Here is a 15,875-nt window from a genome sequence, read left to right on the forward strand (position 1 = left end):
GCGCCGCTTCTACGGCTGCTTCCTGTTCAGCAAGGGCGTTATCGGGTCGGACGCGGAGTGATGACATGAGCAAGAATGGTGTCGCAGTCCTTGGCGTTTTTGTCGTCGATCTGGCGTTCCGCGCCGGCAATATGCCTGCGATCGGCGAGACGATTGCCGGATCGGGATTTGCGATGGGACCCGGCGGCAAAGGATCGAACCAGGCCGTGGCGGCGGCGCGCGCCGGCGCCAGCGTGAGCTTCATCTCCCGGATTGGTAGCGACGCCTTCGGCGAGCTTGCGATCAAGACGTGGGAGGCCGAGGGAATCAAGCCGTGCGTGGCCAGGACCACGGAGGCGCCAACCGGCGCCGCGTTCATTTATGTCCACGAGACGCGCGGTGACAACGCGATCATCGTGGTGCCTGGAGCGGCCGGCGGCATCAGCCCGGTCGATGTCGACAAAGCGGCTGACGCTATCCGCGCCAGCCGCGTGTTCGTTACGCAGCTTGAACAGCCGGTGGATGCGGCGCGGCGAGGGCTCGAGATCGCGCGCGGCGCGGGAAGCATCACAGTGTTCAACCCAGCGCCTGCGATCAAGTTTGACAGCAGCCTGTTTGCTCTGTGCGACTACGTCGTCCCCAACGAAACCGAGGCTGAGGCGTTGACCGGAATTGCCGTGAGCGACCTTGCGGGCGCTCGCCGTGCTGGAGATGTGCTGCTGGCCAAGGGAGCCGGAACAGCGCTGATCACGCTCGGCGAACGCGGGGCGCTATTTCACGCGCCGGACCGCTCGCTGCACGTGCCGCCCTTTACCGCGGGCAACGTGGTCGAGACCACGGGCGCGGGCGATGCATTCGTCGGCGGTTTCGCGGCGGCGCTCGCGGACGGTGCGGATCCGCTCCAGGCCGCACGATTCGGCTCGGCGACGGCGGGGATTTCGGTGACGCGGGCCGGGACTGCGCCTGCCATGCCGCGACGTGCGGAGATCGAAGCATTGTTGGCGGGGTGATCTCCTCCATGATGCCCGCCGGTTTCATGGCGGCGGGCTCGCTATGTCCTAAGAGCGTCGACCGCGTGGGCGATGAGAATGCTCAAGCTGAGTACCATCAGGCAAACAATTGCGGCTTGAAATAACATCGGAGTGGTTTCTGTGGGGCCAAGGGTGAGCCGCTCATAAGCCTTCACATTTCGCCAGCATTTGGCCGCGGGAGCGGCGCCTTGGTGTTCATGTCGTTACAAGTCTGCAAGGTTTGAACGCTGGCCGGTCATTGCTGGCCTAATAATTTCGGTTGAGCTCATGATGCCAATACGCACAAGCATCGCCAAATTAGAGCAACACGCAACCCTTTCAAGCGGTCAGCCACTCCTGATTCGAGCAATCCCATAGGGCTGAAGTTCAAAGCCTCCCACCTTGCGGATGTAGGTGCGGCCGCTGTCGAGCCAGACGGGATCGCGCACGGCCGCTTCAAAGCTTCCTTGGTCGAGGACATCCAGACTGGCAGGGCCATCGAAGCCCTTGACCTTCAGGCGCTGAGTCTCGCTCGACAGGTTGGCAAGCCAAAGCACTTGCCCGGCCTTGTTGCGATGGGCAAGAGCGGAAAGCTTTGAAGGCGCAGACGAATCCGTATCGATGCGCCTTGCGCTGCTCGCAGGGGCAAGACCTGCAATCACATGGTAGACAGGGAGCAGTCGGCCGGCGCCGCCATCGAACCACGGTTGGGCATGGGCCAATTTGCGATAGATCATCCCTTGCGGGCCGGTGGCAGAGCCGAGGGCCACTGCGTCGACACCGGCTCTCGCGGCCGCCGACAGATAGCCAAGACTCCATGCGGCGGCGAAGAGCCCGCGCTGGCGCGGATCAATATCGGAGAGGCAGACCCGCCTATTGTCGGGGTTTGGCGCAACCGCTGCGCCATAGGGGTTGTCACGACATGGAATACTGGTCGGGCCAATGTGATAGGGCAGTTTGCCGATCATGGCGCGTGCTGAAGCGAAGATCCACGGAAGAGTCTCAAGCGTCTCCATGACGGAGATGTCGTCAGGCGCATGGACAATGGGACATCCGGTATGTGTGATGAAGTCAAACACGCCCTGAGGGGCGGGCTTGCGGTTCAATTCGGTGAAATAGGAAAGCATTCCACCACCAAGCATGGCATCGGGGAAGGAGGTTCGCGCTGCCGTCGCCATTTCCTCGTAGGTGGGGCCCCAGGGCCTCGGTGTGTTGGGCTGAAACGATTTGAGATCGTGCATCTGGGTGACAACTACGGACGCAGGTGTGAGCCCCGCGGCATTCACTGCGCTCGCGATCGCAGCCACTTCCTTATCGGCCGGCTCTCTGGCTGGCAGAATGATCTCAAGTGTGACGGGAGATCCCGTTTGCCTTGAAAGATCGCGGTAACAGGCGGCGGCTTCTTCCTGTCCTCGCCGGCGTCCGTCGATCTGACATACGAGTGATTGAGGCTTTGCCGCAGCGATCAGGTCCACGGCCTCGAGCGCGGCCGCGGCTTCCTCCATCGGCACGCCGAGGCCGATTTGCGGAATACGGCCCTTCGCGCCCGCAAGAGTTATCGTCGTATCGGCAGCGGAGGTCCTCGGTCTCGATTTCGGCGGTTTGCCTGAGATGGTGAGCGTGATTGACTGGCTGAAGCTCTTGCCTTTCTCCAGCGTGTACGGCCAGGGATCGAGCAGGGAGCACACATAGGTCTTGTAGGAAGCATCCATCCAGTTTCGATGGTCCTCCATCTCGAACTTGTTTCCCTCCATAAGAACGGTCATTGCAACGCCGGACAGCGGCTCGTGCTTAAGCGAGCGGATTTCAAAGATGGGCTGACCGGGGCTGATGAACTTCGGGAATTTGCGCCTCTCTTTCTTCCCATCCGTGTGCACGACTTCGACCGGGCGCCCCACCGTTCCCGCGAGCGGATGCAGCACCACAAACCCTGTGCGATTAGTGAGGAAGTCGGAAAGGGGCGTTCCTTCGGCCGAGAACTTCAGTGTCCCATTGCTGTTTGCGTCGATCTTGGCGGAATATCGGATCGCCTGATTTTGGTCCTTGCAAACGGCCTGATAGGTGATGGCAAACCCATCCTTGTTTTGGTGGACTTTCAGGTCTTCGATCGCCGGAGCATACGTGCCCCAGTCCTTGTCCCGCGCGATATAGGAAATTCCTCGCAAGATCTCGTCACCGTAATAGCGGATGTAGCGTAAGGCGCCGCTGTCGAACACAGCCGAGATGGGACCTGCGGTCAATTCGCGACGTTTGCCTTCGGGAGCTTCGGTTCCGAAGAGCTTGATTGCGCGGCTCGGCTTCCTCTGGGCCATGACGGCTCCCTCAAATGACCTTGTCAGTTTGTGGATCGATCAGAACGGCGCGGTTCATATCGATGTCGATACTGACCTGTTCGCCCGGCGCCGTGACCTCGTGAGCCGCAAATTCGGCGGTGATGCTGATGCCCCCGAGCGGCATGCTAACCTGCACCCGCGAGCCCGTCGGTTGGACGAGCTCTATAGTCGATGGCAACTGCACGTGACCTGGCGCAGCATTCGCGCTAGCCTTGGCGATGTGCTGGGGCCTGAGTCCCAAAATGGCTTGGCCGTTTGGCGCCTTTCGTCCGGTAGGCAGGGTCAGCTTGGTTCCGTCGCGAAGGGTCACCTCTCCGGTCTCGATCGTGGCCGGAAGGAAGTTCATCTTCGGGCTGCCGAGGAAGCCGGCCACGAAGCGCGTTGCCGGCCGCTCAAACAAATCGAGCGGCGTGCCGAGCTGTTCAATCTTGCCGTCGCGCAGCAGCGCGATGCGGTCAGCAAGCGTCATCGCCTCGATCTGGTCGTGGGTCACGTAGATGATGGTACGGCCGAGCTCCTGATGGAGCCGCTTGATTTCGACCCGCATGTCGTCGCGAAGCTGGGCATCGAGATTGCTCAGCGGTTCATCGAATAGAAAGAGCAGCGCGTCGCGCACGATCGCGCGGCCGATCGCGACGCGCTGGCGTTGGCCGCCAGAAAGCTCACGTGGAAATCGCTGGAGAAGTTGTGCAATGCCGAGCAAGTCGGCGGCACGCTTCACACGTTTGTCGATCTGGGGGGATGCAACTTTCCTCGCTCGCAAGCCAAATGCAATGTTTTCATAGACGTTGAGATAGGGATAGAGCGCGTAATTCTGAAACACCATCGCGATGTCGCGATCGCGTGGGCGTGCCCACGTCACATCCTTTCCGCCGATTTCAACTTTGCCGGCGCTCGCCTCCTCGAGGCCTGCGATAGTGCGAAGCAAGGTTGATTTGCCGCATCCCGACGGGCCTACCAGGACTGTGAATTCGCCCGAGGGCACCTCAAGATCGATTCCCTTGACGGCGTGGTATGTGCCGTAGTGCTTGTGGAGTCCGGTAATCTTCAGGTCCGACACGAGTTAACCCTTGACTGCGCCCATGGATATGCCGCGGACGAGATAGCGCTGCAGCGTTGCGACGGTGATGAATACGGGAATGGTCCCGAGCACCGACATCGCGGCGATCTTGGACCAGAAGTTCGACTGGCCTCCAAAGTAATGCGTGACCTGGACCGTGTAGGTCGTGACCTCGGTGCGCGTGAGAACCAGTGAAAACAGAAAGTCGTTCCAGGAAAAGACGAAGGTGAAGACGGCGGTGGCGAACAGCCCGGAGCGCGCCATCGGAAATACCACCTTCCACAGGACCTCCCAGCGGCTGCAGCCGTCGATGAGAGCGCTCTCTTCGAGCTCTAGTGGAATGTCCTCGATATAGCCCCGCATCATCCAGATCACATAGGGCAGGCCAAACGCGGTATAGAGGATGATGAGCCCGATATAGGTATCGACCCAGCCGAGCCAGACATAGAATAGGAAGACCGGAAATGCGATGGCCACGGGGGGCATCATGCGTTGCGAGATGATCCACACGGCGAGGTTCTCGCCGCCTGTCTTGAAACGTGCCAGTGAGTAGGCGGCGATAGTGCCGAAGATCATGGCAAAGAAGGTCGATACCGAAGCAAGTACCAGACTGTTGCCGACCGTTTTGGCATCGCCATCCTTGAACAGCACCGCATAATTGTTGAACTGGATGCTCTTGGGGTACCACACTGGTGGGAAAGCGAAGATCTCGCCTGGCGTCTTGAACGAAATCGCAAACAGCCAGTATATCGGAAAGACAAAGATAACGACGAGGAACGTCGCGATGAGATAGCGCCAGACCAGCTTCGTTTCCTTGCGACGATGAAACGGCAAGCCTTTCATTTTGCCAATCCCATGCGTCGAATGGCCCAGGTCACGATGACGGTGAGAAGCGCGATGACCAGAAACGCGATCGCCGCCGTGTAGCTCGACTCGAACTGCCTGAAGCCCTGAACGTAGGTATAGACCGAGATCGTCTCGGTCATTGTGCCGGGACCGCCCGCCGTGAGCGCCCAAATGATGTCGAAGATGCGAAAGAGGTCGAGGCCACGAATCAGAATGGCGATCGACATGACCGGAAAGATTGCGGGAAGGACCACATAGCGGAAGCTGCGCCAGAACCGCGCTCCGTCAATCTCCGCGGCCTCGGTCAACGAGCGATCGACATTCGAAAGGGCGGCAAGCAAGATCAGGAACATGAACGGCGTCCACTGCCAGATCTCACAGAAGATGATGGCGGGATAGACGAGGCTAGGATTGACCGTCCAAAGAGCCGGCACGGGGTGACCAGCGAACCAGCCGATGATCTGGTTGATCGGGCCATAACGGTTGTCGAACAGGAGCCGCCATGTGGCGCCGGCGACGATCGGCGAGATGATTGCCGGTAGCACCAGTAGCGAAACGAAAAGCTGCCGTCCGGGCATGTGGTCGAGGAACAGATAGGCCATGGCGAGGCCGAGGAGCAGTTCGATAGGAAGGGCTATGACCATGACAAGCACGGTGTGGAGGAGTGACTGCCATAGTCTCGCGTCATGAAAGAGCTGAACGTAGTTCACCAGTCCGGCAAAGGATGTGTCAGTCTCCAGCATGGTGACGCGCATGAAGCTGACCACCAGCGAGAAGATCAGTGGAAACAGGCCGATCAACAACAGCAGAAAGATGGCCGGCGAAATCAGCCAGTATCTGAAGTTGCGGTCGGGATGGGCGATGGCGGCCATGGCTGAAGTCGGGATACGTTCCGCTTTGGTCTCGTGCCGTCGTCGACAGCGGGCGGAGCCTCTCCCGCTGGAAGGCGGGAGAGGAGAGGAGAGCGGCATGCCTACATTTTCGGATAGGCGCCGGACTCGGCGGCCCAGGCCGCATAGACCATCTTCTGCTTGTCGACGCCGATTTTCTGGGTGATCTCGTCCCACTGGGTTGCCGCTGCATTGAGGATCGTCTTCGGATCGTCGCCCGCCCAGAGCTTTGAGATCGCCTGGCGCATGACCTCCTCATATTTATCGGTTTGTAGCAGCGACAGATCGAGAAGGCCCGTCTGCGATGCCTGTTTCAAGGCTGCCAGATAGTCCTTGGCGTTTGGCCACAGAGCGAGATAGCCAGGATCCGCATAGTGCGAGTCGCGGAACGGATCGCGTAGCGTATAGGGAAGCTGAACGCGCTGACCGCTCACATCTTCGCTGTTGAGCCATTGGATGAACAGATAGGCTGCATCCTTGTTCTTCGAGGTGGACGAAATCGACAAGGCAAAGCCGGCGGCGAGCTCGGGGTGTCCTCCCGGTGGCAAGGCATAGCCTACTTTGCCAGCTATGGTGGTTTTTGGGACCCAGTTGAGTGCCTCTTGGTCCGTACCATATCCCTCGGCCCAGCGCCCGTAGGGTGGCCAGGAAATCGTCATGGCCGACTGGCCTTGCAGGAAAGTCGCGAGATTCTCAACGAAGCCGAACTGCTCCACGCCGGGCGGCATGAATTTGTTCTCGTTGCGCATGGCAGTGAAGACTTTGACGCCAACATCAGAGTTGATCGTGGCCTTCATGGTGTCGGCATCGAAGAACTTGCCGCCCTCATTGCGGAAGCGTTCCTCGAACATGTACATGGCGTAAGGAGGCTGTCGGAAGAAGGAGGCGCCGTAGATACCTTTGTCCTTTAGGATGTCCGTAAGACCAGCTCCGACGACATCGAAATCCGCCCATGTCTTCGGCACCGCGAGGTCCTTGCCTGTCTTCTCCTTGAAAGCCTTCTGTACGGCTGGATCCTCGAAGAGGTCGCGCCGATAGTACATCAGGAACACGTCGCCATCGTCGGGGAAGCCGTAGATCTTGCCGCTCACTTTCATCTGGTTGTCGCGGTAGGTCGGCGCAATCGTCTGCAGCTCGGAGGCGTAACCGTATTTCTCGACATAGGGGTCAAGCACCTCAAGCGCCCCGGCTTGGGCAAGATCGGGCATCCAGGCAGGTATGACGTTGAGCGCGTCATAGGCGCCGGCTCCCGACTTGTAGTCCTGCATGATCTTGGTGAACATCTCGGCAGTTGCGACCTCGATCACCTTCACATCGATTCCGGTCAGCTCTTTCCACTTCGGACCTGAGAAGTGAGTGGGATCGAGCGACTGAAGTCCTGCCTCCCAGACGATCGTGATCGTACGTCCCTTGTATTGCTGGGCGGCCTTGACGGCGGTGTCGGCAGCCGAGGCGGCCCATGCCGGTCGTCCCATTGTCGCGACGAGGCCGGCGCCCAGACTGATCTTTCCGAAATCACGTCTATTGATCATCGTGTCCTCCCGTTCCTTGATTGACATTTCAAATGTCCCTCGCTCGTTTGCGGCGAGGAATTCTCAATTCTCAAATTGGCGGCGGTACTCCTCTAGTTTGCGCTGGAAATTCGGTTTCTCGAGTACCGCGCGATTGACGATACCGCGCGGGATTCGCCCTTGCTGAATGTCGAGCACAGCCCTGATATCGGCTGCACCATTTCCGGCGAAACACTGATCGGTCCAGCAAAGTGCATGAGGTGTCACGATGATGTTGTCGAGCGCGAACAGTGGATCGGACGGATCGGTCGGTTCCTGCTCGAATACATCGAGGGCCGCACCGGCAATCCGCCTGCTATTGAGGACGTCTGTGAGCGCTTTTTGATCGACGATTGGTCCGCGTGCGGTATTGATGAAGAAGGCGGTATTCTTCATCAGGGCGAGACGGTCGGCGTTCACGAGGTGGCGCGTCTCGGCCGTCAGTGGACAGTTCACCGTAACGATGTCGGCACGGGCGAACAAATCGTCGAGACCGACGAGCTCGACTCCCAGCGCGGCGGCCAGCTTGGTATCCGCAAGTGGGTCGTGCGCGATGAACCTCATGTCGAACGGCTTGGCGAGCCGGAACAACTCGGCCCCAATATTGCCGATGCCGATCGAACCCAGCACCTTGCCGACCAGGCCAAAGCCCATATGTCCGCCACGCGCGGCAAAACCCGGTGGCCCTTGTCGGGCAAGCCTGTCCTTGACCATCAGCTTTCCGGTGAGTGCCAGAATGAAGGTCATGATCGACACAGCGACAGGGCGGCGTACGCCGTCCGGCGTGATCGCCAACGCAATGTCCGCGGCGGTACAGGTTGGCACATCCACGGTGTCATAGCCGACGCCGAAGCGGGCTATGATGCTGAGCCTGCCGTTTTTGGGGGCGCTCCCGGGCGCAAAGCGGTGAGCCAGCAGGATGAGTGCGTCGAAGTCTTCAAGATCGCTGCTGCGCAGAGGGTTGGCGTCATCCAAATACGTCATTTCCACACCGCGGGCCTCCAGCAGAGGCTTCAGATCGAAATCGGGGTAGACGGCGGAGCCGTCGGCCTTCCTGAAATCGCCTGAAAGGGCAACACGGAATGGCGCGTTCATGGCATGCATCCCTTCCGCAAGGTGGTGATTGCGGCCGTCAGCGCATCCCGGAGCACCCAAACGTCGCCAGAATAGCAGCAAAAATCGAAGCCCTGCTTGTAGAGCGCTATGCCGACCTCGGTCGTCGGTACCAGGCGGCCCAGTGCCTTCTTGTGCTTCTTGGCGGCCGCAATCGTCTGCTCGACCGCCTTCAGAAATTTCGGATGGTCGAACTGGCCGGGGATGCCAAGCGATACTGACAAGTCGAAATGGCCGATCCACAGGCAGTCGACGCCATCGACAGCAGCAATCCCGTCGGCATTTTCGGCGCCTTCAGCGGTCTCGATCTGGCAGAACAGCGTTGTCCGCTCGTTGGCAGCCGCAAGCTTCTCGGGCACCGGGCCTTGCCCATAGGCATCATGCGCAATACTCAAGGCAACGCCACGTCGCCCATCCGGATAGTATTTCATGCAATTGACGACGGCCTCCGCTTCTGCGGCAGTACTGACCATCGGGATCATGATTCCTTCCGCGCCCGCGTCGCAGGCGCGCGCGATATGGTGATATTCCTTTGATGGCACGCGGACGATGGCCGGCAACCCTGCGGCTTCAAAGTAGCGCGCAGAACTCTTGACGGTTTCGAAGCCGAAGCCCGAATGCTCCAGGTCGAAAAGCGCGAAATCGCAGCCCGCTTGTTTGAGGATATGGCCGATTCCCGGAGTGGCAAACTCGACGATGAAATGACCAAGCTTGGCCTCTGGCGTGCGGGTCATTTGCTTGAGTCCGGCACGAGCCATTGTTCATCCTCCCGTTTGGTCTGTTGTTCGATCCCTTGAAGTGGAGATCAAACCCAGTCGACGTTCTTGTTCATGATCAGGTCGGCGCTAGTCCTGTCGACAAACCATTCATTTGCCCGCCCTCCGGACCTTCCAGTAGAGCTTGCCAACCTGATCGAGGTGCGAGCGCATGCGGGCGTCGGCAAGTTCCGGATCGTGTGCCTTGATCGCTTCGAAGATCGCGACATGCGCGTCGAAGGCGACCCGGTTCTGGCTGGGATAGCTGAGCGTCACACGTCTCTGGTCGACGAGCCAATCGATGATGGCTCGGTGCATGACCACATAGATGGGATTCTTGGGGATCGTAGCGATCGCGTAGTGAAATGTGATATCCGAGTCCTCAAAGCGTTGGACGTCGCCAATGGACTTGTAGTTCGCGTCAAGCGCATCGCTCAGGTAGCGGATATCTTTTGCTGTGGCGTTGCGTGCAGCATCACGTGCCAGGCCGGTCTCAAAGAGGGCGCGCGCATCCTGGAAATGACGGATGCCGTTGTCATCGGAGAGCAGATATTTTGCACTGCTCGACAGCGACGTCATAACGACTTCAGCACTCGGCGCTGTGACCCGTGCCCGCGACCCCGCCCGAAGATCAACGAGCCCCGTGCGCTGCAGATGAAACAGTGCCTCGCGGATGGCTGTCCGGCCAACGCCAAACTCCGCCATGAGCTGACGTTCTGATGGCAGCTCGGCGCCGGCCACCAATTCCCGATCGCGTATCCTCTGCTCGAGGATATCGACGACCTGCTCAAAGAGACGCGATCGTTTGAGCTGAGGGGACATTGGTATACCTAGTATACCAGGGTACGCTAGGTCCTGCTGATGCCACTGTCAATAAGCGCCATGATGGACGGGACGTAAGGTGGTCTTGGCTGACGTCCACCTACGGAAGATTATAACTTAGGGCCTCTTTGCCCTGCTCTCCGGAAACGACGCGTCTTAAGCGGCATAAAAATCGAGAGGACACGCTCATGCAGTGGCTCAAGGAAACCTTTCATGTCGACAAACCGATCATCGCCATGTGCCACTTGCAGGCATTGCCCGGCGATCCCGGATACGATGCGGCCGGCGGCATGAGCAGAGTGGTCGAAATGGCCCTTGCCGATCTCGACCACCTTCAGAACGGCGGTGCCGACGCTGTAATGTTTTCCAACGAGTTCAGCCTGCCTTATCTGACCAAGGTGCGTCCCGAAACCACCGTGGCGATGGCACGCGTCATCGGTGAGCTCATGCGCTTCATCAAGGTACCGTTTGGCGTCAACGTCTTGTGGGATCCCATTGCCTCGATCGATCTTGCGGCCGCCACCGGAGCAAGCTTCATCCGTGAGATCATGAGCGGGGTCTACGCCAGCGATTTCGGGCTGTGGAATACCAATGTCGGTGAAATAGCGCGCCACAAGGCAAGGCTGGCCCCGAAGCTCAGGCTTCTGTTCAACATCGTGCCCGAAGCCGCTGCCTATCTGGGCAATCGCTCGATTGCGGATATCGCCCGCTCGACCGCCTTCAACAACCGGCCCGACGCCATCTGCGTGTCCGGCCTCACCGCTGGCGCCGAAACAGACACCCAGGTCCTTTCCACGGTCAAAGCGGCCGTGCCGGGCACAGCCGTGCTTTGCAACACGGGTTGCCGGATCGACAATATCGAACGCCAGCTCGCCGTTTCGGACGGGGCAGTCGTGGGATCGACATTCAAAGTCGACGGCATCTTCGAAAATCCGGTCGATCCAGCGCGTGTTCAGGCCTTCATGGACAAGGTCAAAGCGATCCGCTCTGCCTTGCCCGCGGTCGCATAAGAAATGTCGCCGGGTCCGGCAGCCCACGGCGCCGGCTCGATCCAGATCTGATGAACAGCAAAGGTCCGGTACCGGACCAGATTGGACCAAAGTGACGATTGACCAACGCAGCCTCACTCGCATCGAGGCATGGACCAAAGAGCTCTGCCTGATACCTGGTCTTTCCGGCTACGAAGATCCGGTAAGCGACTACATCCGGGCCGCCTTTATCGACCCCCGCGTCGAGAGCCACGGCGATGCGTTCGGGAATTTGACCCTCACGGTGAAGGGGACAGACTCCGCAGCTCCATCGGTGATGGTCTTCGCCCACACCGATCAGCTTGGCCTCTTGGTACGACGGATTGAAGCGAACGGTTTCGTTCGGGTGGAACGGCTCGGGGGCGTGCCCGAACGGGTGCTGCCGGGCTTGCGATTGGTGATCATGAGCAAGCATGGCAGGCAGATCCCCTGCGTCGTCGGCATCAAGGCGCACCATGCCACGCCGCAAGACGAAAAGGGCCAGGTGCTCGGCTATGACAAGCTCTTCCTCGATCTCGGCGCCAGATCGGCAGAAGAGGTGCGCGCCCTCGGCGTCGACATCGGTGCGCCAGTCACCTACTGGCCCGCTTTCGAACGATTGGCCGGCACACGCGTGTCCGGAACGGCAATCGACGACCGTGCCGGTTGTGCCGCGCTGATGGACCTTGTGCAAAGGCTTTTGGATGAACCGGTTCCAGCTACGCTGCATGCGGTTTTTTCGGTGCAAGAGGAGTTCAACCTGCGCGGCGCCATGCTTGCGGCCGGGCGTCTCAGGCCAGATGCGGCCATTTCGATCGACATCATGGTCGCCTCCGATACGCCTGATCTCGCGGAGCGCGGCGAACTGCAGCTTGGCGGCGGTCCGGCGCTTGGCCTCTACAGCTTCCACGGGCGCGGCACGCTCAATGGTACGCTTGCCCATCCTGCGCTCCTCAATCATCTTGTGGAGACAGCTAGCCGCGTCGGCATGCCCATCCAGCGCAGCGCTCATACCGGCTGCCTCACGGATTCCTCCTACGTTCAGCTCGTGGGCGAAGGAATTCCCTCCATCGATATTGGCTATCCGACACGCTACACGCATGCGCCGATCGAAACCTGCGACCTTGCCGATCTTGAACAGATAGCGGCACTGCTTGCACTGGCTCTGCGCGATATGAAAGCAGGCTTCTCCTTCAAACGGAGGAGATATTCATGCGGCACCTCCTAGGCATCGATATTGGCAGTTATTCCAGCAAAGGCGTCCTGCTTGATGAGTCCGGTACTATTCGGGCAACAGCGCAGCGCAAGCACGACATGCGAGTGCCGGGGCCAGGACTCGCTGAACATGACGCCCTGCAGGATTGGTGGGATGGCTTTCGCGCGCTGAGCCAGCGCCTGATCCTGGACAGTGGGATCAATCCGGCTGCGGTTGCCGCGGTCGGGTGCAGCGGGATTGGCCCCTGTGCGCTGCCTGTGACTGAAGCCGGTAAGCCCCTACGCCCAGCGATCCTGTATGGCGTAGATACACGCGCCGAAGCCGAAATCGAAGAGCTCAATGCTGAACTCGGCGCACCGGCCGTGCTGGCCCGAACCGGCAATCCGCTGACGACACAGTCTGTCGGTCCGAAGGTCCGATGGCTTGCAAAGCATGAGCCTGACACTTTCCGCAAAACTGGGCGGATCGTCGGCTGTCCTACCTTTATCGTTCACCGATTGACAGGACGGTGGGTCGTCGATCACTACGGCGCGTCCTGCTACACGCCGTTCTATGACCTTGCCGCCAAAGGTTGGCATGACGAGACGATCGAACGGATTTGCCCGGTCGACTGGCTACCTCAAATCGCCTGGACAACGGAGATTGTCGGCCATGTGAGCACTGAAGCCGCAGCGGAAACTGGGCTCGCCGCTGGCACGGCTGTGATCGCTGGCACCATCGATGCGGCAAGCGAAGCGATCAGCGTCGGCGTGCAAAAGCCGGGTGACTTGATGATCATGTACGGCACTACGGCCTTCTTCATCCAGGTCAATGCCGAACTCGTCGTCGACCCCCGTTTCTGGGCTGCGCCGTTTCTGTTCGAGAACACCTGGAGTGTCATGGGCGGTCTTGCGACTGGTGGCGGTCTAACCCAGTGGTTTCGCAAGGAAATGACTGGACTCTCCGACGAGGATGCATCCTTCCAGACGCTGATGGAAGAGGCGCTCAAAAGCCCGCCGGGCGCCAACGGCATTTTGATGCTTCCGTATTTCAGTGGTGAGCGAACACCAATCAACGATCCGCAAGCCAAGGGACTGATCTTCGGCCTGACGCTCGCGCACCACCGCGGCGATGTCTATCGTGCGCTGATCGAGGGAATTGGCCACGCAACCCGGCATAATCTCGACAGCTTTGCCGAAATGCAGCCGGCTCGAAGTATTTATGCGACCGGAGGCGGCGTACAGAATCCTCTGTGGACACAATGCGTCAGCGACATTGCAGGCATACGTCAGAACGTGCGCCGGCACACGGTGGGTGCGGCGCTCGGATCTGCCTTTCTCGCAGGAATAGGCAGCGGGATCTTCGTGCCGGAGGATATCGATCGCATTAACCCGATTGTGTCGCAAATCGCACCGAATGAGGCCAACCGCAACCGCTACGAGGTCGATCATGCCGCTTTCAAAGCGCTTTACGTCAACAACAGAGGCATGATGCGACGGTCCACGGCAAGCTAGTCGATGGGACCGGAGGCAGCTGGCGTGGCTATCACGAGCGTGGCCGATCGTTTCAAGGACGCGCAACCAGCAATGGCTGCACGTTTTCGCCACCTGCCATCAGGGGATTCGACGGCTCGAAATGCTCACGCAGCTCTCGCCTCCTGACGAGCGCGCGCGCACTGGCAAATGCATCTTTCAGACTTTCGGCTCGACGGAGCGCGACGTTGAAGAAGGCGTCACCGAAATAAGTCCACTTCGCCTTGTCCTCACAGCCGAACGACGGATGATCGGCGTCGGCCGCTGTAATGACCAAGACATCGGGATTCGCGAGACGAGGGATGAAGACTCCAGAGTAGCAGGCTGAGATAATTACCACCTTGTGGCGCACGCCGGTCTTTCCAAGCATCTCGGCGAGACGGGATGGCGTAAGCGTTTGCCCAAGCCGCCCAGCCTTGATTGCAAGGCCGTCGGGCGAGCCATGCGAAGTGAGAATCAAGAACAACACGTCTTTCTGGGCGTCCAGGCGGCCGGCCGCGACCTGCAACGACCTGGCCAGCGTTTCGACAGTAGCGCTGCCACCTTTCTTCGAATTGTACTGCACCTCGATCGGGCCAACTTCGAAACGATCGGCGACGACCTGGGCTGCACCGGTCGCCTCGCTTCGAAACACGTCTTGATCGCCGAAAAGGCCAAAGGACACCACGCCGACCTTGTGGGCACCCTCGATGGCGTGCGCGGTCGAAACCGACAGCGTGACGACCAAGGCAAAAGCAACGAGCAGCGCGCCAAGCGGCCAACGGCGCTGAAACGACGTGGGTTTTCGCATGTACCACCAAAATCTGCGGTCTAGAGTGACGGTCAAGTCGCGAACGATGATGTAGCGCGATGCTTAGGCGCACCGCAGCAAGAAACACATTCCGGAGTTGCCTTTCGTTGGAGTTTTTGGTTGCAACCGACAAGGTATAGTCGGTTCGATGCTGTGCATCGCACTCACAAAAAATGAGCGGCACGTTGGATTTGCGATGTGCTCTGCGTTGAAACCCGTCAGTCGCAGGGCGGCTGCAGATTGAGCTGCCGCAGAAGGGGGGCGAGCCCATCTGAACTGCAGTTTTTCACTTCGGTCACCTGCTTTGGCTTTTCGATCGGACGTGTCTGTGGCCTCTTGGCCTCAGCGGTACCGCGGTTTTGGATCTTGTTTCTAGAAGCCGTCGGATCGTGCCAGTGACGAGGAATAAACTCAGGCAGCTTTCGATCCACCTTGGGTTCGGCGGCCAGCGGCGGAGCAGCAGCGATTTGGGGTGTCGGTACCGCCGGCTCATCCGCCTCGACAGTGACATTCTGACCGATTGCTTCGGTGTGGACCGGAAGCCGATCGCTTTTATTACCGCTGACCACCGGAAAATCCGACGCCATGCCAACTTTGGTAGCGGGTGCGGGCGCACGGCTGGGGCCGAGCGGGGAAACCACGCCAACCACGCATATGATGCAAACGGCAATAATCCTGATCATGCCGGTTTGTCCCGAGCGTCGCACGACTTAAGCGTTGCGTCGGAATCAGCCTAGAATAAGACTAAACGCTCCTCGCAATGGAGCGCCCCACATTGCGGGCGTCGTGGCCGTGCCGAACTTGCTGGTGGCGGCCTGCTGAAATCTATCGAGTGTTGCAGCCAAGCAATTCCCAAAATCACATTGTTGCCCCAATATAGACACTGGCCGGTCAGGATTCGACCAGCGGAGACTGGCTAGTGGTTCATCACAGTGGTTTTGACTCTTTGGCGGCAGCTGGATAGGCGCGGCCGAGTTTGGCGCGGGCTTTGTC

General features: G+C 59.5%; 14 protein-coding genes. 4 read left to right on the top strand and 10 right to left on the bottom strand.

Annotation, left to right across the window (positions count from 1 at the left end):
- Nucleotides 1–65 precede the first annotated feature (65 nt).
- Nucleotides 66–989, top strand: a complete 924-nt coding sequence (rbsK, locus tag SO139_RS22190) for a ribokinase (protein ID WP_449382207.1) — start codon at nucleotides 66–68, stop codon at nucleotides 987–989.
- 347 nt (nucleotides 990–1,336) lie between these two features.
- Here the strand turns inward: rbsK and SO139_RS22195 are convergent, their stop codons facing one another.
- The 8 genes from SO139_RS22195 to nanR all read right to left on the bottom strand — a co-directional run bounded on the left by SO139_RS22195 (nucleotide 1,337) and on the right by nanR (nucleotide 10,358).
- Nucleotides 1,337–3,301 (bottom strand): D-apionate lactonase family protein, encoded by a 1,965-nt coding sequence (locus SO139_RS22195; protein WP_449382208.1) that lies wholly within the window; start codon nucleotides 3,299–3,301, stop codon nucleotides 1,337–1,339.
- Nucleotides 3,302–3,311: 10 nt separating this feature from the next.
- Nucleotides 3,312–4,382 carry an ABC transporter ATP-binding protein gene (locus SO139_RS22200; RefSeq protein WP_449382209.1) on the bottom strand — a complete coding sequence of 357 codons (1,071 nt, stop codon included), beginning with the start codon at nucleotides 4,380–4,382 and terminating at the stop codon, nucleotides 3,312–3,314.
- A gap of 3 nt (nucleotides 4,383–4,385) precedes the next feature.
- Nucleotides 4,386–5,225: a carbohydrate ABC transporter permease gene (locus tag SO139_RS22205; RefSeq protein ID WP_449382210.1), complete on the bottom strand. Its 840-nt coding sequence runs from the start codon at nucleotides 5,223–5,225 to the stop codon at nucleotides 4,386–4,388.
- A complete protein-coding gene (locus SO139_RS22210; protein WP_449382211.1) occupies nucleotides 5,222–6,100 on the bottom strand; it encodes a carbohydrate ABC transporter permease in 879 nt (292 codons plus the stop codon). The genes SO139_RS22205 and SO139_RS22210 overlap by 4 nt, the downstream gene beginning before the upstream one ends.
- Before the next feature lie 101 nt (nucleotides 6,101–6,201).
- Nucleotides 6,202–7,650, bottom strand: coding sequence for an extracellular solute-binding protein (locus SO139_RS22215; RefSeq protein WP_498540560.1), 1,449 nt, complete (start codon nucleotides 7,648–7,650; stop codon nucleotides 6,202–6,204).
- A gap of 63 nt (nucleotides 7,651–7,713) precedes the next feature.
- Nucleotides 7,714–8,763 carry an NAD(P)-dependent oxidoreductase gene (locus SO139_RS22220; RefSeq protein WP_449382213.1) on the bottom strand — a complete coding sequence of 350 codons (1,050 nt, stop codon included), beginning with the start codon at nucleotides 8,761–8,763 and terminating at the stop codon, nucleotides 7,714–7,716.
- Complete coding sequence (locus SO139_RS22225; protein WP_449382214.1) at nucleotides 8,760–9,539, bottom strand: HpcH/HpaI aldolase family protein; 780 nt, start codon at nucleotides 9,537–9,539, stop codon at nucleotides 8,760–8,762. Before SO139_RS22225 ends, SO139_RS22220 begins: the two co-directional genes overlap by 4 nt.
- A gap of 108 nt (nucleotides 9,540–9,647) precedes the next feature.
- Nucleotides 9,648–10,358, bottom strand: coding sequence for a transcriptional regulator NanR (nanR, locus tag SO139_RS22230; protein WP_449382215.1), 711 nt, complete (start codon nucleotides 10,356–10,358; stop codon nucleotides 9,648–9,650).
- Nucleotides 10,359–10,546: 188 nt separating this feature from the next.
- On the opposite strand from nanR, the gene SO139_RS22235 reads away from it, so the two are divergent.
- From SO139_RS22235 to SO139_RS22245, 3 genes are read left to right on the top strand one after another with little or no spacing between them, the layout of a single operon-like run.
- Entirely contained in the window at nucleotides 10,547–11,368 is an 822-nt protein-coding gene (locus SO139_RS22235; protein WP_449382216.1) for a BtpA/SgcQ family protein, read from the top strand.
- Nucleotides 11,307–12,593, top strand: a complete 1,287-nt coding sequence (locus tag SO139_RS22240; RefSeq protein WP_474799991.1) for a M42 family metallopeptidase — start codon at nucleotides 11,307–11,309, stop codon at nucleotides 12,591–12,593. Before SO139_RS22235 ends, SO139_RS22240 begins: the two co-directional genes overlap by 62 nt.
- A complete protein-coding gene (locus SO139_RS22245; protein WP_449382218.1) occupies nucleotides 12,578–14,074 on the top strand; it encodes an FGGY-family carbohydrate kinase in 1,497 nt (498 codons plus the stop codon). The genes SO139_RS22240 and SO139_RS22245 overlap by 16 nt, the downstream gene beginning before the upstream one ends.
- Nucleotides 14,075–14,126: 52 nt before the next feature.
- On the opposite strand, the gene SO139_RS22250 is transcribed toward SO139_RS22245, so the two are convergent.
- Both SO139_RS22250 and SO139_RS22255 read right to left on the bottom strand, forming a co-directional pair.
- Entirely contained in the window at nucleotides 14,127–14,819 is a 693-nt protein-coding gene (locus SO139_RS22250; protein ID WP_449382219.1) for a C13 family peptidase, read from the bottom strand.
- Nucleotides 14,820–15,100: 281 nt separating this feature from the next.
- Nucleotides 15,101–15,565: a hypothetical protein gene (locus SO139_RS22255; protein ID WP_449382220.1), complete on the bottom strand. Its 465-nt coding sequence runs from the start codon at nucleotides 15,563–15,565 to the stop codon at nucleotides 15,101–15,103.
- Nucleotides 15,566–15,875 lie beyond the last annotated feature (310 nt).

The organism is Bradyrhizobium sp. UFLA05-89 (assembly GCF_059803475.1).